Below are 19,804 nucleotides of genomic sequence, written 5' to 3'. Positions count from 1 at the left end.
ATGAAAGGCAAACACGCAAGTCAAACCCTCAAACGTTTGGCAAAAGATTTAGCTGCCCATCCCGTTCTTCTTTTCCTAGCTTTCTTGGGAACCATTGCTCAGGTAGCCCTATCAATCTATCTGCCAATCTTGATTGGAGAGGTGATTGACCAAGTTCTAGTGACGGGCTCGTCTCAGATATTCTGGCAGATTTTCCTCCAGATGATTATAGTGGTGATTGGAAATACTCTAGTACAATGGGCCAATCCCCTCCTCTATAATCGACTGATTTTCTCCTATACCAGAGATTTGCGCGAAAAAATCATTGAAAAACTCCATCGTTTACCGATTGCCTTTGTAGATAGACAAGGTAGTGGGGAAATGGTCAGCCGTGTAACGACAGATATTGAACAATTGGCAGCGGGTCTGAATATGATTTTCAACCAATTTTTCATAGGAGTTTTGATGATTTTGGTTAGTATTCTTGCCATGCTCCAAATCCATCTATTGATGACTCTCTTGGTTCTGCTCTTAACACCTCTATCTATGGTCATTTCACGCTTTATCGCTAAGAGATCCTACCATCTCTTTCAAAAGCAGACAGAGACTAGGGGGATTCAGACTCAGTTGATAGAAGAATCGCTCACCCAACAGAATATTATCCAGTCCTTCAATGCCCAGGAAGAATTTATCGAGAGACTTCATGAGGCAAATGATAACTACGCAGGTTATTCTCAGTCAGCTATCTTTTATTCTTCGACAGTCAATCCTTCGACCCGTTTTGTCAATGCCCTCATTTATGCCCTACTAGCTGGTGTTGGAGCCTTGCGCATCATGGCAGGTTCCACTTTGACAGTTGGACGTTTAGTGACCTTTTTGAACTATGTGCAGCAGTACACTAAGCCTTTTAACGATATTTCATCTGTCTTGGCCGAGTTGCAAAGTGCCTTGGCTTGTGCAGAACGTGTTTATGCTGTTCTAGAAAGTCCTGAGGTTACAGAAACTGGTCTGGAAGAATTGAACAGCGACCAAGTCAAAGGAGCTATTTCCTTTAAACATGTTTCTTTTGGTTACAATCCTGAAAAGATCTTGATTAAGGACTTATCTATTAATATCCCAGCTGGTAGCAAGGTTGCTATCGTTGGGCCAACGGGCGCTGGTAAGTCTACCCTTATCAATCTCCTCATGCGTTTTTATCCGATTAATTCAGGAGATATTTTGCTAGATGGTCGCTCCATTTATGACTATACTCGAGCATCCCTTCGACAGCAGTTTGGAATGGTGCTCCAAGAAACCTGGCTCAAGCAAGGGACCATTCATGACAATATTGCTTTTGGAAATCCTGAAGCAAGCCGAGAGCAGGTCATCGCAGCAGCCAAGGCAGCTAATGCGGACTTCTTTATCCAGCAGTTGCCACAGGGTTATGATACCAAGCTTGAAAATGCAGGGGAATCCTTATCTGTTGGTCAGGCTCAGCTCTTAACCATTGCCCGTGTCTTTCTAGCCATTCCTAAGATTCTTATCTTAGATGAAGCAACTTCATCCATCGATACCCGTACCGAGATTCTGGTTCAGGATGCCTTTGCCAAACTCATGAAAGGACGGACAAGCTTCATCATTGCCCACCGTTTGTCGACCATTCAGGATGCTGATTTGATTCTTGTCTTGGTGGATGGAGATATTGTCGAACATGGTAGCCATCAAGAACTCATGGCGAGAAAAGGCAAATACTATCAAATGCAAAAAGCAGCAACCTTTAGTCCAGAATAAGTGGGCAATCCTTTATAATGCCAATGAACAAACAAGAAAAGTTGCCTTCGGGTGACTTTTTTGTTACAATAGCTAGAAAAATTATCCAGTATGAATACTTATATAGAAAAGGAGCCTATGAATGAAAGTCTTTCAGCATGTAAATATTGTGACTTGTGACCAAGATTTCCACGTTTATTTAGATGGGATTTTAGCTGTTAAAGAATCCCAAATCGTCTATGTCGGTCAAGAGAAACAAGAAATCTTAGATCAAGCTGAACACCTTATAGACTATCAGGGTGCCTGGATTATGCCTGGTTTGGTTAACTGCCACACCCACTCTGCTATGACTGGCTTGAGAGGGATTCGTGATGATAGCAATCTCCACGAATGGCTAGAGGACTATATCTGGCCAGTAGAAGCAGAGTTCACACCAGAGATGACTACAAAGGCCGTCAAAGAGGCGCTGACAGAAATGCTCCAGTCAGGAACGACAACCTTCAATGACATGTATAATCCTAATGGAGTGGATATAGCTAAGATTTATGAGGTAGTCAAGGCTTCCAAGATGCGTTGCTATTTCTCTCCAACCCTCTTTTCTTCAGAAATGGAGACTACTGATGAGACTGTTGCCAGAACACGATCTGTTATCGAGACAATCAAAGGCTATCAGGATCCCAATTTCAAGGTTATGATAGCTCCGCATTCACCCTACAGTTGTAGTCGAGAATTGCTGGAAGCTAGCTTAGAACTAGCAAAAGAAGAAGACATTCCCCTTCATATCCATGTAGCTGAGACCCAGGAAGAGTCAGGCATTATCCTGAAACGTTATGGCAAACGTCCAATAGCCTTTCTAGATGAACTTGGCTATTTAGATCATCAGGCTGTATTTGCTCACGGTGTAGAGTTAAATGAAGCAGAAATTACCCGTTTGGCAGATTCACAAGTCGCTATCGCCCACAACCCTATCAGTAATCTCAAGCTAGCCTCAGGTATTGCACCGGTTGTCCAACTTCAGAAAGCTGGAGTACCAGTCGGTATCGCAACGGACTCGGTTGCTTCTAACAATAACCTTGATATGTTTGAGGAAGGTCGCACCGCAGCCCTTTTACAGAAAATGAAGAGTGGAGATGCTAGCCAATTTCCTATTGAAACAGCCCTCAAGTCTCTGACGATTGAAGGAGCTAAGGTGTTGGGAATGGCAGATGAGATTGGTAGTCTAGAAGTCAGCAAGCAAGCAGATTTTCTCGTCATCCAACCGCAAGGAAAAATCCATCTCCAACCTCAAGAAAACATGCTATCTCACTTAGTTTATGCTGTCAAATCCAGTGATGTTGATGACGTCTACATTGCTGGTAACCAAGTCGTAAAAGACGGTCAAGTGCTGACTGTTAACTTGTAAAAAGTAGTATAAATTCTCTAAATCTCATGGGAAAATTCTTGTGAGATTTTCTAGTTTTGCTTATGGAATTGCAGGTTTGACTTCTTACAGAAATCTATTGATACTAAATTTTAAAAAACACCGATTAGATAAATAAGAAAAATTGTGGTATAATAAAACGATACAATTAAAGGAGTATGTATGGACATTTCAGAAATTCGTCAAAAAATTGACGCAAATCGTGAAAAATTAGCTTCTTTTAGGGGGTCTCTTTGACCTCGAAGGTTTAGAGGAAGAAATTGCCATTTTGGAAAACAAAATGACAGAACCTGATTTTTGGAACGATAATATTGCGGCTCAAAAAACGTCGCAAGAATTAAACGAACTCAAAAATACCTATAATACCTTCCACAAGATGGATGAGTTGCAGGATGAAGTTGAGATTTTACTAGACTTTTTGGCAGAGGACGAATCTGTGAAGGATGAGTTGGTCGAAAAACTCGATGAGTTAGCTCAGATGATGACCAGCTATGAAATGACCCTTCTTTTGTCAGAGCCGTATGATCACAACAATGCTATCCTTGAAATCCATCCGGGTTCAGGGGGAACAGAGGCTCAAGACTGGGGCGATATGCTCCTTCGTATGTATACTCGCTATGGAAATGCCAAAGGCTTCAAGGTTGAGGTCTTGGACTACCAAGCAGGTGATGAGGCAGGAATCAAGTCAGTAACCTTGTCTTTTGAAGGACCAAATGCTTATGGTCTTCTCAAGTCAGAGATGGGAGTTCACCGTTTGGTCCGAATCTCACCATTTGACTCTGCTAAACGTCGCCACACCTCATTTACTTCTGTAGAAGTCATGCCAGAGTTGGATGATACCATCGAAGTTGAAATCCGTGAGGATGATATCAAGATGGATACCTTCCGTTCAGGAGGAGCAGGTGGACAAAACGTCAACAAGGTTTCAACAGGTGTCCGCTTGACTCACATTCCGACAGGGATTGTCGTAGCATCAACTGTTGACCGTACTCAGTATGGGAACCGTGACCGTGCTATGAAGATGCTTCAGGCAAAACTCTACCAGATGGAGCAAGAAAAGAAAGCTGCTGAGGTAGATTCGCTCAAGGGTGAGAAAAAGGAAATTACATGGGGAAGTCAAATTCGCTCCTATGTATTTACGCCTTATACAATGGTAAAAGATCATCGTACAAACTTTGAAGTAGCGCAGGTCGATAAGGTTATGGATGGAGACCTAGATGGTTTCATCGATGCTTATCTGAAATGGCGTATTAGTTAAAAGAAAGGAAGTCACATGTCAATCATTGAAATGAGAGATGTTGTCAAAAAATACGACAACGGGACAACAGCCCTACGTGGCATCACTGTAAATATCGATGCAGGAGAATTCGCCTACATCGTAGGACCTTCAGGTGCTGGTAAATCAACTTTTATCCGTGCCTTGTATCGTGAGGTCAAAATTGACAAAGGAAGCTTGCAAGTCGCAGGTTATAACCTGGTTAAGATTAAAAAGAAAGATATTCCGTTCTTGCGTAGAAATGTCGGAGTAGTCTTTCAGGATTACAAACTTTTGCCAAAGAAAACCGTTTATGAGAACATTGCATACGCAATGGAGGTTGTCGGCGAAAGCCGTCGTAACATCAAAAAACGTGTTATGGAAGTCTTGGACCTTGTCGGTTTGAAGCACAAGGTTCGTTCATTCCCAAATGAGCTTTCAGGTGGTGAGCAACAACGTATCGCCATTGCGCGTGCTATCGTAAACAATCCTAAAGTATTGATTGCCGACGAACCAACAGGTAACTTGGACCCAGATAACTCATGGGAAATCATGAACCTCTTGGAACGTATCAATCTCCAAGGGACAACTGTTTTGATGGCGACCCACAACAGCCAAATCGTAAATACCTTGCGCCACCGCGTTATTGCCATCGAAAATGGTCGCGTGGTACGTGATGAAGCGAAAGGAGAGTACGGATACGATGATTAGTAGATTTTTCCGCCATCTGTTCGAAGCTTTAAAAAGTTTAAAGCGTAATGGATGGATGACCATTGCTGCTATCAGTTCAGTAATGATTACCTTGACCTTGGTTGCTATTTTTGCGTCAGTTATCTTCAATACTGCAAAATTGGCAACGGATATCGAAAACAACGTCCGAGTCATGGTTTATGTTCGTAAAGACGTTGAAGACAACAGTGAAACCATTGTAAAAGAAGGCCAGACAGTCACGAACAATGACTACCACAAGGTCTATAATGCCCTCAAAGCCTTGCCAGCTGTTAAAAATGTAACCTTCTCAAGTAAAGAAGAACAGTACCAAAAGCTGACTGAAACCATGGGTGACGAGTGGAAGGTGTTTGAAGGAGATGCAAACCCTCTTCATGATGCCTACATCGTAGACACCAATTCACCAAGTGATGTAAAACCAGTAGCTGAAGAAGCTAAGAAAATCGAAGGTGTCTCTGAAGTTCAAGACGGTGGTGCCAATACGGAACGTCTCTTCAAGTTGGCTTCCTTCATCCGTGTTTGGGGATTAGTCATCGCAGGACTCTTGATCTTTATCGCAGTCTTCTTGATTTCAAATACTATCCGTATCACTATCATTTCACGTAGTCGTGAGATCCAAATCATGCGTTTGGTTGGTGCGAAAAACGGCTATATCCGTGGCCCATTCTTGCTAGAAGGTGCCTTTATCGGATTGTTGGGAGCAGCTCTTCCATCAGTTTTGGTTTACTTTATCTATAACCGAGTATTCCAATCAGTCAACCCATCCTTGGTTGGACAAAACCTATCTTTGATTACACCAGATATCTTTATCCCAGTGATGATTGGTCTCTTGTTCCTCATCGGAATCTGTATCGGTTCACTTGGTTCAGGAATCTCAATGCGTCGATTCTTGAAAATCTAAGTTAAATAACTTGATAAAACACAAAAAAAGTGGGATGTCATCAAGACTTCACAGAGCTTGATGCCCCGCTTTTTCTTTTGGTCTTGGGGCTCAGTCGCTTGCCAATTTTGGGTAAAGAGTGTATGATAGGAAAGGACCTTTTTTACTAATATGAATAATGAATGAGGAAAAGATGAAACAATTTTTGGAAAAAGTGAGTATACTCTCCCTATCGTTAGTATTAATCACATCATTTTCAATTTCGAGTGCCCTGCCAGCCATGTTTGACTATTATCAGGGCTACTCAAAAGGCCAGGTCGAGCTCTTGGTCAGCCTTCCATCCTTTGGAATTATGGCTATGCTCTTATTGAACGGAGTTCTTGAGCGTATTTTCCCTGAACGTCTCCAATTGACTCTGGGACTTTTGATCTTGTCAATCAGCGGAATCGCTCCCTTCTGGTATCAGGGCTATTACTTTGTCTTTGCTACACGTCTTCTCTTCGGGATTGGAGTGGGGATGCTGAACGCCAAGGCCATCTCTATCATCAGTGAACGTTACCATGGCAAGACTCGTATCCAAATGCTGGGTTTTCGTGGATCAGCTGAGGTAGTGGGTGCTTCTATCTTGACATTGGCAGTTGGACAGCTCTTGGCCTTTGGATGGACTGCAACCTTCCTAGCCTATGCAGCAGGTCTAGTGGTTCTCGTACTCTTTCTTCTCTTTGTCCCTTATGGAAAAGGAGAAGCTCATGAGTCCAAGCAAAAGACAGAAGAAGCAGCCAAACTAACTCGCTCCATGCTACAGCTGATTTTCTTCCTTGCTATTGGTGCTGCTGTCATCGTGTGTACAAATACTGCCATTACTTTCCGTATTCCTAGTCTCATGATTGAAGCAGGATTTGGAGATGCTCAGTTGTCTAGTCTGGTACTTAGTGCCATGCAGTTGATCGGTATTTTAGCAGGAATCAGCTTTTCTTACCTCATCTCTGCCTTTAAGGAAAAGCTTCTATTGGTCGCAGGTGTTACCTTTGGGATCGGTCAAATCATCATTGCCATAGCACCATCACTCTGGGTGGTTGTTGCAGGATCGATTATTGGAGGCTTTGCCTACAGTATTGCTTTGACGACAGTCTTTCAGTTGATATCTGAGCGAATCCCAGCAAAACTCCTCAACAAAGCAACTTCTTATGCTGTTTTGGGATGTAGTTTTGGTGCCTCCTTAACACCTTTTGTTCTTTCAGGAATTGGCTTAGTAACAACGAATGGTCGAATGACCTTTATTATTCTAGGAGCATGGATGATTGCGACATCAGTCCTTGTTTCTCTCCTATTGAAAAAAGAAGCTTAATAAAAAGAGGCTGAGAAAAAATCTTTACAATCAGAAAAAACGCATATTATCAGGTGTTGAATACTTGATACTATGCGTTTTATTTTTTTCATTTTCTGATAATACTCTTCGAAAATCTCTTCAAACTGCGTCAACGTCGCCTTGCCGTACTCAAGTACAGCCTGCGGCTAGCTTCCTAGTTTGCTCTTTGATTTTCATTGAGTATAAAATTGAGTTTTTGATCAACTTTTTTTAGTGATCAGGCGAACATTTGCCAAAAGTAATCAATGATGTAGGTCAAGCCGTATGTGTAAACGACCAGGGTAAATGGCTTGGTCAGGACAATGATGGTCATGTAACGCTTGAAGCTCATCTTGGTTAGAGCTGCCAGCATACAGAGAAAGTCCGCTGGACTAACCGGCCAAATCATCATAAAGATAAAGAATCGATCAAAGCGATTGCCCTTGTCTAGCCAACCGATGTACTTATCATAGGTACGCTTGCTGACGACAGACTGAACAAAGGGTGCTCCGTAGAGGCGAACCAGGTAAAAGATAACGGCGCAACCAATAACGATTCCAATATAGTTATAAATAGTTCCAATAATGTGACCGTAGATAAAGACACCTGCCACAGAGGTTAGAGCACCAGGAATGATGGGAACGACCGTCTGCAATATCTGTAAAAAGATAAAAAGTGGTGGTCCCCAGATACCGGCCTGTTGGATAAAGGCAGATAGGGTTTCCTTGGAATGCAAAACGCCAGCCTGATAGGCCCAGATACAGAAAATCAAAGTACCAACTCCACCGATGATGGAAGAAATATTAATTGCTTGCTGTAGAAGGGGAGAAACAGCTTTCATTTGTTTATCGTGTGACATGTAAACTCCTCTTGTTTAGTATGATTCTACTATACCATATTTTAAGGAGAAAGACTATATGGTTTTTCTGAGGGAAGTAGGATTAGCAAGGCGTTTTCTGCCTGTAATATGATATAATGATAGGAAGAATGCGGTTTCCAAAAGGAGAAATATAGATGCAGGTAAAACCAGAACTGGAAATAGAAAAACAACTGATTAACCAGCTGGTAACTGGTGAAAGCCAATGGACTTATAGAGAAGACCTAAAAACAGAAGAACAACTATGGGACAATTTCTTTGAGAAACTAGCCCAAAACAACGTTGCTTTGCTGGCAGACCATCCCTTGACAGAACAGGAAAAACGTCAGATTCAGAACCAACTAAACTTTGTCAGCTACTATGATGCGGCTAAGTGGTTGGTCGGTGAAAATGGCATTGCCAAGGTTGAGGTTCAAAGAGAAGATGCAAGTCTAGGTACCATCCGTTTGTCAGTCATTTGGCGTGACAATATCGCAGCAGGAAAGTCTAGCTACGAAGTTGTCAATCAAGTCCAGCGAGAAAAAGTAAATCCTATGGACCAAGACCGTAGACTGGATGTTACTCTTCTTATCAATGGCTTGCCTATGATTCAGATCGAGCTCAAGAGTTCCCAAGCAGCCTTCATCGATGCCTTTCATCAGATAAAAAAATATGACCGTGAAGGGAAATTCCGTGGTATCTACTCTAGCTTGCAGATGTTTGTTGTGACCAATAAAGTTGACACACGCTATATTGCTGCAGCTCGTGAAAATAAACTTAACAAGCAATTTCTAACTAAGTGGGTGGATAAGGACAATCATCCTGTGACAAATCTGACCAGCTTTGCCCACGAAGTCCTTTCTATCCCTCGTGCCCATCAGATGGTCATGCAGTATTCTGTTATTGACGATAGCAAGAAATCTCTCATCCTTTTGCGTCCCTATCAGATCCATGCCATCGAAGCGGTGCAGGAAGCATCTCGCCAGCAAGCATCTGGCTATGTTTGGCATACGACAGGTTCAGGAAAGACCTTGACCTCTTATAAGGTAGCTCGCAATCTCCTGCAAATTCCATCTATCCAAAAGACGATTTTTGTCGTTGACCGCAGGGACTTGGACCAACAAACCACTTCATCCTTCCTCTCATATGCGACCAATGATGTCATTGATATCGATGAGACAGACAATACACATGATTTGATCAAGCGCTTAGGAAGTAATGATAAGCGTGTCGTGGTAACTACCATCCAGAAAATCACTACCATGATGCGCAAGTTTGATCAAGGTCTTTACCAACGAGATGCGGACAAAATCAAGGGTCTCCGAGTGGCTTTTGTCGTGGATGAATGCCACCGTGCCGTGACACCACAAACACAAAAAGACATTAAAACCTTTTTCCCTCAGTCTCTCTGGTATGGATTTACAGGCACGCCCATCTTTAAGGAAAATAAACGCCAGCAGGTCGGCGACCTCGCCCAAACCACCCAACAACAGTATGGAGACCGTCTCCATGAGTATACGGTCAAGGAAGCCATCCATGATGGAGCTGTCCTAGGCTTTAAGGTGGACTATCGCAATACCCTCATCACAGACCAGGCTGAAAATGAGTTACCTGATAGTGTCTATGAGAATGAGGAGCACATGCTGGAAGTCTTGGATGCTATTATCAATAAATCCCGTCAACAACTAGGATTCCAAAAAGGAGTCGGCAATACCTACAATGCCATCCTCACTGTCAAGTCTATCCCTCAAGCCCAAGCCTACTATGACCTCCTCAAAAAAGTCAAGGCTGGTCAGACACGAGTCAAGGTATCTGAGAGAGTCAAGATGGTACTTCCAGACTTTCCAAAGGCGACCATCACTTACTCCGTTACGGAGAATGAAGAAGACTCAAGAGCCAACCAAGACCACATGAAGCAAGTCCTAGAGGACTATAACCAAGAGTTTGATACTCACTTTACTATGGCGGACCTTCGTGGTTTTAATACCGATGTCAATAACCGCCTTGCCCGTAAGCAAGACAAGTATCTCTATCGCAATGAGCAGTTGGACTTGGTTATCGTTGTCAATCGTCTCTTAACAGGATTTGATGCCCCTTGTCTATCGACTCTCTTTATCGACAGAAAGCCCATGCAACCGCAGGACTTGATTCAGGCCTTTAGCCGAACCAACCGTATCTTTGATTCTAGTAAGACCTATGGTCATATCATCACCTTCCAAAAGCCTCTAGCTTTTAAGGAAGCAGTCGATAATGCCCTCAAGCTTTACTCAAATGGTGGTGAAAATGATGTCCTAGCCCCTAGCTGGGAAGAAGAAAAGAGAAACTTTTTGAGAAGTTGTAGCGAATTCCAAAATCTTATCACCGATGACCCGGTAGAAGGACTCCAACTCGAACAAATCTCTACGCCTCAGTTAAGAAAAATTGCCAAAGCCTATCAAGGATTTGATAAATACTTGGCTTCTATCCGAGTTTATAAAGAGTATGACGAGAAAGAAATCTATGCAGAGACTGGACTAACTGCAGAAGAATTGGAAAACTATCTAGGCTTCTATCAAAATATCCTTGCCGAACTTAAAAGTCGTTCAGAAGATGGTGATGAGGATGGGGAGCCACTGGATATCCACTACGAACTGGAGTCTATCCAAGTCGATGAGATTAACTATGCCTATATACTGACCTTGATCCAAAGCCTGATCGAGCAAGAGCAGAGTCAGGAAAAGAGTCTCAGTGCACAGGACAGAGAAGCAGTGGATACCTATATCCAAAGTCTGGAGAAGACCAATCCAAACCTTGCCCAGATCATCTCAGAGCTTTGGCAAGAAGTACAGGCAAATCCTGACCGCTACAGAGGTCAGTCCATCGCCAATATCCTTGACCAGATGATTGAGGCAGTCATCCAGCAGCATATCCAAGACTTTAGTAAGACCTGGTATGTGGGCGAAGATGAACTCCGCTACTATGTCAATCACTACCGCAAGGGTGCTAAAAAACAACTAGGAGAAAGCCAACTGACTAAGAGTCAGCGCTACAAGGACTATAAAGTTGAGGTGTCAGATGCCCTCAACCCACTCCTCTATAAAAAACAAATCAAAGAAGCCTATACCCAACTGATCGAAGAAGTGATTGAGCCACTCAGAGTGGGGAGATAGGAGAAGGGAAGTAAAATACATTTGATAAAAAAATCATTTAAATTATCGTGCAAGTATTTTTTTAGTTTTTTATCCTTGTTATCATTATTGGCGACTTTCATAAATATCAGTGATATTTATGAAAGTAATAATCTAATAAGCCATATAATTAAAGTTATAATAACTTTAATTATATTATATGCCTTAAGCTTCGTTTGTGCATTTTTATATTACTATTTCAAAAGGAGAGTAATATATTTTAAATATAATAGGTTTGTAGTTTCAGGAACATATGGAAATATACTAGATTACATTGGCGCTAATAAAGTTAATTTAATAGTTCCTGTAAATAGTTGTTTTGATACCAAAATAGATGATTCAGTTATTTCTGCCAATTCACTTCATGGGCAAGTTATTAATTTTTTATACGATAATAATTTAGTATCACAGTCGGATCTCTATAAGAAGATTAAGCGTAGTTTGAAAGAACAGAATATATCATCAGTAAATATTAGTAATGATGTAAAAGAAGGTGGAAAATCAGTAGGAAATTATAAAAGGTACCCTATCGGAAGTACTGCTTTTGTGGATATTGGTAACGTTAGATATCATTTTATAGCATTATCTATTATAGAAAATAATAAGAATGCTAAAACTAGTGATCAAGACTATCTTATAGTTTTGAATGCAATAGTTGATAATTGTTTTAGGAATTCTAATGGTAATCCAATATATCTACCCTTGATTGGTTCTGGTTTGTCAAAACTAAATTATAATCATCAGCAACAATTAGAATTTATGGTTAAATACTTCATGCTTCGTAAAACAAAATTAACATCTGATGTCGAAATCGTAATCCGAAAGGAAGATGGAGATACAATTTCTATATTATAATTTAGGTGAGAGATGAGTACGAATAAGGTAAAAGATCCGATTATAGTTTTTATTAGTTCTAAATGCGATGGGAAGTATAGAGAGATGCGTAAAAGACTCTCTAAACTCATTAATGATTCGCCTTTAATGAATTCAATTTGTTATGAAGAAGAGGGAAGTCGCAGTGTTAAATCGGAGGAATTTTATGTAAATCATGTAAAGTCTTGTGATGTATGCTTGATTATCATTGATAATGAAGATGGAATCAGTCCTTCGGTTTTGAAGGAAATTGACACTGCAAAGAAGCATAATAAAAAATGTTTATATTTCTTTTGTACTGAAAATTCTAGTGAAAAGACTCAATTACAGGAAGATCTTTATGCCAAAGAAAAATTTTCAGAAATACCCGTGTTTGATCAGATCCCTGAAAAAGTAATTGAATCAATTGTTGGAGATATTATTTTTTATTATCGTAATAAAAATAGTGATACTGTTGATTACAAAATTTCTGACATCAATACAGATAAGTATTCTTCAACAATTCTTGATATTTCAAAAGAATCAAAAGTGTTATGTGAATATCTTTTCAAAGTGTTTCAGTTGAACTTATCACAAAATGAAAATAAAATATCAAACATTGAGCAGGAGATAATAAAGTTTTTCCAATTTGTTTTTAATAAACATAAATTCTTAGAAATTAATTTGGATATTCTAGAGGAGTATTTTGTTTCAAAAACTGAAGAGGAATTAAAAGAAATCCTAACTCAAAGATTCAATGCTTTAAAACTATATTTTAGGGGTGATCTAAATGGTGCAATATCCATTCTATCTGATAGTTTAGTGAAAGCAACTGACGATGTAAATATTCCAAAATGGATAGTTAACAATATAGCAATAGATTTAAGAAATGTTCAAAATGAGAAAGGGAATTATGAAAATAGATGGCCAATTTCAAATACTGGTCAGGAGTATATAAATAAATCAAAAGAGCCTCTTTACTTCCCATTGTTAGATAGAAGAGAGAAAATGTTTTTTGAGCAAATAGACAAATTTCATGCAGATAATTTATATTCAGAATCTGTAAAGAGTTATAATCTATGTAATATTGGACTATTTCAATGGATATCGGAATCATTTATATTATCATTGGGTTATGCCTCTATTACTCATATACAATATGCAAAAAATTTGATGAAAGTGCTTTTAAGAACACTCACCGAAATGTATGATGATTATGAATTTAAAATAGAATTATTTGTCTTAGCAGTAACTTCTTCGGACAAAGAACTAGCGAATTTCTTGCTTAAATCTAAACAGGTAATAGGAACAATAAGTTCAGAAGAAATTGAGTATACTATAGGATTGATTCGTAATATTGAATTTTTCAATAATCGTTTGCGTTCTCAATGCTACTTATTACGTTATTTTTCAGATTATATAAATGATTCTATAATTGCTTCGTTCCTTATGGAATTTAAAGGAGAGGTCATAAAATGGTTGAATCAAGATAATCGTGAGTTGAATTTGGAAAAGCCGATTTTTGATTCTTTAAAACAGGTAATAACACGTTTTAATTATGAAGATACTATTGTAATTTTAAACATAATTTTTGAAAAAAAACTAATTCGATTTTACGATAGCGCATTTTCTCTATTATCTAGAATGGACTATCGTGGACTAACAAACCAAACTCAGAAAAAAGTTGGAAATTATTTTATATTTAAAAATAATGAATATCAATTAGATACATATGGAAGTTATAGTAATGCTTTGATTAATTATTTAAGAAATTCTACTATTGATAATACCAATTTATTAAGGTATATTGAAGATAATAATTCTGTATTAATGGAGAAAATCAATCTTGAATTGGAACACAATACTATTCCTGAAAAATATATTGACAAGTATATTGAGGATATAATCAGTTTTAATAGAACTCAAGGAAAAAATGGGATATTTACGTTTTCGGCAGTAAATAATTTCCAAACAATATTTAATATTATTAAGTTAGATAATGTAAAATTATCTGAAGAGACTTTTAATAGACTTATTGATGTTTGTAAGCAGACTATTATTTCAGATAATCAAATATTAAGTGATAAATATTCTTCATTTAACCTTTTATTTCAAATCTATTTTTCTCAAATTCATGACCATAATTGGGAAAAACTAACAGATGTATTTCAATCAAATAGAAATACATTACTAGTACAAAGTGATTTAATTGACGAAAATCCAATTATTTTATCTATTCAACTGAATGTAATGAAAAGTATTTGTGATGGTAACTATAATCTTGTTATCAACGATATACTCAAACTATCTGATGAAAATATAATTGAAATTAAGAGGCTAGTATCATTCCTAAAAACAATTTTCGAATTTAATAAGTTTTCTCCGAATAATGAATTTATTATGTTTTGTACTTATTTTTGTTTAAACATGACCAAACATTATTCTAGAAATATTAAGATGAATGCAACAGATTTGTTGATTAAACTAACTAAATATGAAATAGTTAATCAGATTATATTAAATCAACTATCAAATATGATGGATTGTTCTAACTCCGATATCAAGCTAGTTATAGTAAAAAATATAGATAAAATTAATTCAAATGGTAATTATAAAGAATATATTATAGAGAAGGCAAAATTAGATAATCACTATTTAGTAATTAAGTATGCAAATGAATATAGAATGGAAAATTCTAATGAATAATTTTAAAATTCCCAAAATTAGATTTATGAATTTTAATGACAAGTGGAACTATAAAACACTTGATGAAATATCAAATTCTATCGAATATGGTTTAAATGCTTCTGCAAAGAATTTTGATGGTATTCATAAATATCTTAGGATTACAGATATAGATGATTCTTCTAGATTATTTTTAACTGATAAACTTAGTTCTCCAGATGTCAATTTTACTGAAGAGGACTATGAAAACTATAAATTGCAGAAGAATAATCTCCTATTCGCACGTACTGGTGCAAGTGTTGGCAAAACATATCTTTATAGAGAATCAGATGGTGAAGTCTATTATGCTGGATTCTTAATTAGAGCAAGATTACATGATTCATATGATGGGAATTTTGTTTTTCAACAGACGCTTACCGATAAGTATAAGCGATTTATTGAAATCACTTCTCAACGGTCAGGTCAACCTGGGGTTAATGGGAAAGAATATGGAGAGTGGAAGATTGGCATGACATCCTATCCTGAACAATCCGCCATCGGATCTCTTTTCCGCACCCTCGACGATCTTCTGACTAGCTACAAGGACAATCTTGCTAACTACCAATCCCTCAAGTCAACCATGCTCTCCAAGATGTTTCCAAAAGCTGGAAAGACTGTACCTGAGATTCGTTTGGATGGATTTGAAGGTGAGTGGGAGAATTTAAGACTAGGTGACTGTGCAATAATTAAAGGAAGGTTAGGTTGGAAAAGTCTAAAACAAGAAGAATATACTGAAGTTGGACCAAGTATGATTGCTGGTAAACATATAAAAAATGGAGTAATTGATTGGGGAGAAGTCGACCATATACCACAGTGGAGATATGATGAATCTCCAGAGATTATGTTAGAGAAAGGAGATATCATTTTTTCAAAAGATGGCTCTCTTGGAAACCCTGCTTTAGTTTCGAATTTGAAAGGGGAAGCAACGATTAATTCAACAATGATGTTAGTACGGTTGGATAAGAAAGTTTCTTCTCAGTTTTTCTATCAGGTTTTGACGAGTTCTGTATTTCAAAAATTAATTTATCTAAAGGTATCGGGTAGTAGTATACCTCATCTATTTCAAGCAGATATGCAAGATTTTAGGTTTTTTGCTCCTTGTATAGAAGAACAACAAGCCATCGGTGCTTACTTTTCAAACCTCGATAACCTCATAGTTGCTCACCAAGATAAAATTTCTCAGCTAGAAACACTGAAAAAGAAACTCTTGCAGGATATGTTTATATAAAGGAGTGCAGTAAAATGTCAAAAGTAAAATCAGAAACTCTAAAGAAAGAAGAAAAACCTGTAGTAGCAATTTGCTATGATTTTGATAAAACCCTGTCTCCTGATGATATGCAAGCCCAAGGATTTATACAGAAGCTCGGGTATGAAATCAGTGAATTTTGGAAGAAATCCAATGGTTTTGCCAAGGCTAATAATATGGACAAAAATCTTGCCTATATGTTTACGATGAAAACAGAATCTGAAGGGACAGTCCTATTTACAAAGACAGAGTTAGCTAAGTTTGGTTCAGAGGTAGAACTATTCCCAGGAGTCGAAGACTGGTTTGAGCGTATTCGAAAATATGGTGAAGAAAATGGAGTTATTGTAGAGCATTACATCATTTCATCTGGTTTGAAAGAAATGATAGAGGGGACTTCAATAGCTAAAAATGGTGCTTTTAAGAAAATTTATGCAACTTCTTTTTATTGTGATGAAAAGGGTGTCGCGGTCTGGCCTGCTCAAGTTGTTAACTACACCAATAAGACTCAATTTCTTTTTAGAATTACCAAAGGTATTTTAGATGTCAATGACGATGCAGTGAACGATTTTGTTACTGAAAGTGAATTACGAGTTCCTTTTAGAAATATGGTTTATTTAGGGGATAGTGATACAGATATTCCATGTATGAAGCTTGTCAAAACAAGAGGTGGCTACTCTATCGGTGTATTCAATCCAAGAACCAATGACAGAAAGAAAGTTCACAAGATGACTCAGGATAATCGTATTGATTATTTTGTTCCAGCTGACTACTCAGAAAATACAGAACTTGATAAACTAATCAAGACGATTATTAAAAAGACAGCTTATAATGAATTGTTAGAAAACAAGAAAAATGCTAATAAAATTGAAGCAAACTCCAAAAAGCCAAGAAGAAAGCCAAAACTAAGGTAATTGTTTTAAAAGGCTCTGATTTCCTATCTATCGAAAATCTTGGATTTTATAACCCTCGAAAAAATATCGTTTATCAACTTCCTGTCTCTGATATTCCTTTAGATTTGATTCAAACGATTGAGAATGAAGTGATTTGTTATAAATGATTGCTTGTTTAAAAAAATTAATTGCAAAACTTAGAAAGAAACACTATGGAAACAACACAAACGTCCCAGTCGCTCTACCAAGCCCTGTGGAACTCAGCGGATGTTCTCCGCTCCAAGATGGATGCTAATGACTACAAGTCCTATCTCTTGGGCATGGTCTTTTATAAGTATCTGTCAGACAAGATGCTCTTTTTCGTGGCGGAGACTATGGAAGAGGGGACTGATAGCCTTGAGGATGCTCTTGAGGTCTATCGCAACTACTACGAGGATGCGGAGACCCATGAGGATCTGGTCTCTGTCATGAACGATGAGCTCAACTATATCATCAAGCCAGACTTGACCTTTACAGCTCTGGTAGCACGTGTTAATGAGGGGACTTTCCAGCTAGAAGACTTGGCTCAAGGTTTTCGTGATATTGAGCAGAGTGACGACCTCTATGAAAATCTCTTTGAAGATATCGACCTCTACTCTAAAAAGCTAGGGGCAACTCCACAAAAGCAAAACCAAACGGTAGCAGCAGTCATGAAAGAGTTGGCTGTGCTGGATGTGGCTGGTCATGCGGGTGATATGCTGGGGGATGCCTATGAGTATCTGATCGGTCAGTTTGCGACTGACTCGGGCAAGAAAGCTGGTGAGTTCTATACGCCTCAGCCTGTTGCCAAGCTCATGACTCAGATTGCCTTTTTAGGTCGTGAAGACCAGGAAGGTTTTACCATCTATGATGCGACTATGGGATCCGGCTCTCTCTTGCTCAATGCCAAGAAATACTCTCATAAACCGCAAACCGTTGTCTACTTTGGTCAGGAGCTCAATACTTCGACCTATAACCTAGCTCGGATGAACATGATTCTACACGGTGTGCCAGTTGAGAATCAATTTCTCCACAATGCCGATACACTGGATGAAGACTGGCCAACTCAAGAGCCGACCAACTTTGATGGGGTTCTCATGAACCCTCCATACTCTGCCAAATGGTCAGCAAGTTCTGGCTTTATGGCTGACCCTCGTTTTTCTCCTTTTGGGAAACTGGCGCCCCAATCCAAGGCTGATTTTGCCTTTCTCCTACATGGATATTACCACCTCAAGCAGGATAATGGAGTTATGGCCATCGTCCTTCCCCACGGTGTTCTCTTCCGTGGAAATGCGGAAGGAACCATTCGTAAGGCCTTGTTAGAAGAAGGGGCTATTGACACAGTTATCGGTTTACCTGCCAATATCTTCTTTAATACCAGCATTCCGACTACGGTTATCATTCTCAAAAAGAACCGTACCAATCGTGATGTCTACTTTATCGATGCTTCTAAGGAGTTTGATAAGGGGAAAAATCAAAATATCATGACGGATGCCCATATCGAGAAGATTCTGGAAGCCTACAAGTCTCGTGAGGAGATTGATAAGTTTGCCCACCTAGCAAGCTATGAAGAAATCGTCGAAAATGATTATAACCTCAATATCCCTCGCTACGTAGATACCTTTGAGGAAGAAGAAGTAGAGCCATTGACAGACATCGTCAGCAAGATTAACAAGACAAATGAAGCTATCGAAAGCCAAACCGCTTCTCTACTTGAAATGCTGAATCAACTCCACGGAACCACACCAGAAGCTGATGCTGAACTCAAAGAGTTTTTGAAAAACTTTAAAGGGTGATGGGGAAGTTAATTCGCTCATTTTATAGATACAACTTTGTTTCCGTATTTCCTGGGAACTAGTAGAAAGTTAGGAGAAATATGGAAAACAACAACCAACGTGCCCTTTGTCAGCAACTCTGGGCGGAAAATAAATACCTTGTTTTGAGCCATTCCAGCAATATTTACAAGGATATTCGCCAGTATCTCAAGCAAGAAGTGGTGGAGCTGAGTCAGGTTCAAGAGATGATTGACCGTGCCTGCCAAATTCCAGAACACAGGGGTCAGGTTTGCAATGCCTTTCAGCATATTTGGGGCTATTTTAAAAAGCAAGCCAGCCTTGATGAGCGCAAAGACTATATGCTCTTGTTGGATCGCTATCGCTTTGGTCAGGCTTCCAAGCAAGACTTGATTGCTAGAACTAGAGATTTGCTTGAACGCTATCCAAATGCTTATCTGCAAGATTCGACCTTGTTGAAAGGAGACTCCCATGAGACTTTGGCATGAGGACTTGATTCCACAACTTCCCCGTCCGCAGCTCTTGGGGCAACATCGAGAGTGTTGCGCTCTGCGTGGCAATGGCTGGGGCAGAAAGCATGCGACGGTTGATTATGTCTTTACCCACTCGCCTTATCGTCTCTATGCCTATCATCGTTTGATCATGGAGGAGATGGCTAGCCGTGGCTATAATGTCAGTTCAGAGTGGTTAGATAAGAACTACCGTGGCAAGACCTGTCCTTCCTATGAAGACTTAGCAGAGGAAAGGCTGAAAAGTCCTATCTATAGCGAGCATGACACAGCCTACTATGAGGAGTGTCTGTCTAATCTCCGAGAGAAGGGGATTGAGCTGGAGTGATAATAAGAATTATAACTCTTTTCGTAATCTTTTCGAATAATAAAAATGAGACCTTTAGAAT

Annotated in this window: 14 protein-coding genes and 1 pseudogene; 14 read left to right on the top strand and 1 reads right to left on the bottom strand. The window is 39.0% G+C overall.

Annotated features, from left to right (window positions below; genetic code table 11):
- The 6 genes from NMM19_RS05915 (at window position 1) to NMM19_RS05890 (ending at window position 7,360) form a co-directional block, all read left to right on the top strand.
- A complete protein-coding gene (locus NMM19_RS05915) occupies window positions 1–1,749 on the top strand; it encodes an ABC transporter ATP-binding protein (protein WP_254730536.1) in 1,749 nt (582 codons plus the stop codon).
- A gap of 121 nt (window positions 1,750–1,870) precedes the next feature.
- Window positions 1,871–3,130, top strand: coding sequence for a TRZ/ATZ family protein (locus NMM19_RS05910; RefSeq protein ID WP_254730533.1), 1,260 nt, complete (start codon window positions 1,871–1,873; stop codon window positions 3,128–3,130).
- A 180-nt stretch (window positions 3,131–3,310) separates the two neighbouring features.
- A protein-coding gene (prfB, locus tag NMM19_RS05905; RefSeq protein ID WP_254730532.1) for a peptide chain release factor 2 occupies window positions 3,311–4,406 on the top strand; the annotation gives its coding sequence in 2 pieces (ribosomal slippage) (window positions 3,311–3,382 and window positions 3,384–4,406; 1,095 coding nt in all).
- 15 nt (window positions 4,407–4,421) lie between these two features.
- The gene (ftsE, locus tag NMM19_RS05900) at window positions 4,422–5,114 is read left to right on the top strand and encodes a cell division ATP-binding protein FtsE (RefSeq protein ID WP_004251332.1); all 693 of its coding nucleotides are present in this window, start codon (window positions 4,422–4,424) and stop codon (window positions 5,112–5,114) included.
- Window positions 5,107–6,033, top strand: a complete 927-nt coding sequence (gene ftsX, locus NMM19_RS05895) for a permease-like cell division protein FtsX (RefSeq protein ID WP_045615357.1) — start codon at window positions 5,107–5,109, stop codon at window positions 6,031–6,033. Before ftsE ends, ftsX begins: the two co-directional genes overlap by 8 nt.
- Before the next feature lie 172 nt (window positions 6,034–6,205).
- Complete coding sequence (locus NMM19_RS05890; protein WP_254730531.1) at window positions 6,206–7,360, top strand: MFS transporter; 1,155 nt, start codon at window positions 6,206–6,208, stop codon at window positions 7,358–7,360.
- A 238-nt stretch (window positions 7,361–7,598) separates the two neighbouring features.
- Here NMM19_RS05890 and NMM19_RS05885 read toward each other — a convergent pair whose 3' ends face one another.
- On the bottom strand, window positions 7,599–8,219 hold the full coding sequence (locus tag NMM19_RS05885) for a TVP38/TMEM64 family protein (protein WP_254730529.1): 621 nt from the start codon (window positions 8,217–8,219) through the stop codon (window positions 7,599–7,601).
- A gap of 155 nt (window positions 8,220–8,374) precedes the next feature.
- On the opposite strand from NMM19_RS05885, the gene NMM19_RS05880 reads away from it, so the two are divergent.
- The 8 genes and pseudogenes from NMM19_RS05880 (at window position 8,375) to NMM19_RS05845 (ending at window position 19,743) form a co-directional block, all read left to right on the top strand.
- Window positions 8,375–11,365 carry a type I restriction endonuclease subunit R gene (locus NMM19_RS05880; RefSeq protein ID WP_254730526.1) on the top strand — a complete coding sequence of 997 codons (2,991 nt, stop codon included), beginning with the start codon at window positions 8,375–8,377 and terminating at the stop codon, window positions 11,363–11,365.
- A gap of 21 nt (window positions 11,366–11,386) precedes the next feature.
- On the top strand, window positions 11,387–12,238 hold the full coding sequence (locus NMM19_RS05875; RefSeq protein ID WP_254730517.1) for a macro domain-containing protein: 852 nt from the start codon (window positions 11,387–11,389) through the stop codon (window positions 12,236–12,238).
- Window positions 12,239–12,250: 12 nt separating this feature from the next.
- Complete coding sequence (locus NMM19_RS05870; protein ID WP_254730516.1) at window positions 12,251–14,941, top strand: DUF4062 domain-containing protein; 2,691 nt, start codon at window positions 12,251–12,253, stop codon at window positions 14,939–14,941.
- Window positions 14,934–16,187 carry a restriction endonuclease subunit S gene (locus NMM19_RS05865; RefSeq protein WP_254730515.1) on the top strand — a complete coding sequence of 418 codons (1,254 nt, stop codon included), beginning with the start codon at window positions 14,934–14,936 and terminating at the stop codon, window positions 16,185–16,187. The genes NMM19_RS05870 and NMM19_RS05865 overlap by 8 nt, the downstream gene beginning before the upstream one ends.
- A gap of 14 nt (window positions 16,188–16,201) precedes the next feature.
- A pseudogene (locus NMM19_RS05860) lies at window positions 16,202–17,053 on the top strand (HAD family hydrolase); the annotation flags it as partial.
- Between the two features lie 254 nt (window positions 17,054–17,307).
- The gene (locus NMM19_RS05855) at window positions 17,308–18,909 is read left to right on the top strand and encodes a type I restriction-modification system subunit M (RefSeq protein WP_254730511.1); all 1,602 of its coding nucleotides are present in this window, start codon (window positions 17,308–17,310) and stop codon (window positions 18,907–18,909) included.
- Window positions 18,910–18,989: 80 nt separating this feature from the next.
- Window positions 18,990–19,394 (top strand): YbgA family protein, encoded by a 405-nt coding sequence (locus NMM19_RS05850; protein ID WP_254730509.1) that lies wholly within the window; start codon window positions 18,990–18,992, stop codon window positions 19,392–19,394.
- Window positions 19,378–19,743, top strand: a complete 366-nt coding sequence (locus tag NMM19_RS05845) for a TIGR02328 family protein (protein WP_254730505.1) — start codon at window positions 19,378–19,380, stop codon at window positions 19,741–19,743. Before NMM19_RS05850 ends, NMM19_RS05845 begins: the two co-directional genes overlap by 17 nt.
- The last annotated feature ends 61 nt before the right edge of the window (window positions 19,744–19,804 follow it).

It is taken from the genome of Streptococcus sp. CF8_St5-17 (assembly GCF_024295665.1).
Taxonomy (GTDB): Bacteria; Bacillota; Bacilli; order Lactobacillales; family Streptococcaceae; genus Streptococcus.
This window is presented reverse-complemented; position numbering and strand designations above follow the sequence as displayed.

What these genes read in the sequence shown, in the direction of transcription:
- NMM19_RS05915 (WP_254730536.1), top strand. Translation starts at nt 1, where the DNA reads ATGAAAGGCAAACACGCAAGTCAAACCCTCAAACGTTTGGCAAAAGAT.
- NMM19_RS05910 (WP_254730533.1), top strand. Translation starts at nt 1,871, where the DNA reads ATGAAAGTCTTTCAGCATGTAAATATTGTGACTTGTGACCAAGATTTC.
- ftsE (WP_004251332.1), top strand. Translation starts at nt 4,422, where the DNA reads ATGTCAATCATTGAAATGAGAGATGTTGTCAAAAAATACGACAACGGG.
- ftsX (WP_045615357.1), top strand. Translation starts at nt 5,107, where the DNA reads ATGATTAGTAGATTTTTCCGCCATCTGTTCGAAGCTTTAAAAAGTTTA.
- NMM19_RS05890 (WP_254730531.1), top strand. Translation starts at nt 6,206, where the DNA reads ATGAAACAATTTTTGGAAAAAGTGAGTATACTCTCCCTATCGTTAGTA.
- NMM19_RS05885 (WP_254730529.1), bottom strand. Translation starts at nt 8,219, where the DNA reads ATGTCACACGATAAACAAATGAAAGCTGTTTCTCCCCTTCTACAGCAA.
- NMM19_RS05880 (WP_254730526.1), top strand. Translation starts at nt 8,375, where the DNA reads ATGCAGGTAAAACCAGAACTGGAAATAGAAAAACAACTGATTAACCAG.
- NMM19_RS05870 (WP_254730516.1), top strand. Translation starts at nt 12,251, where the DNA reads ATGAGTACGAATAAGGTAAAAGATCCGATTATAGTTTTTATTAGTTCT.
- NMM19_RS05865 (WP_254730515.1), top strand. Translation starts at nt 14,934, where the DNA reads ATGAATAATTTTAAAATTCCCAAAATTAGATTTATGAATTTTAATGAC.
- NMM19_RS05855 (WP_254730511.1), top strand. Translation starts at nt 17,308, where the DNA reads ATGGAAACAACACAAACGTCCCAGTCGCTCTACCAAGCCCTGTGGAAC.
- NMM19_RS05850 (WP_254730509.1), top strand. Translation starts at nt 18,990, where the DNA reads ATGGAAAACAACAACCAACGTGCCCTTTGTCAGCAACTCTGGGCGGAA.
- NMM19_RS05845 (WP_254730505.1), top strand. Translation starts at nt 19,378, where the DNA reads ATGAGACTTTGGCATGAGGACTTGATTCCACAACTTCCCCGTCCGCAG.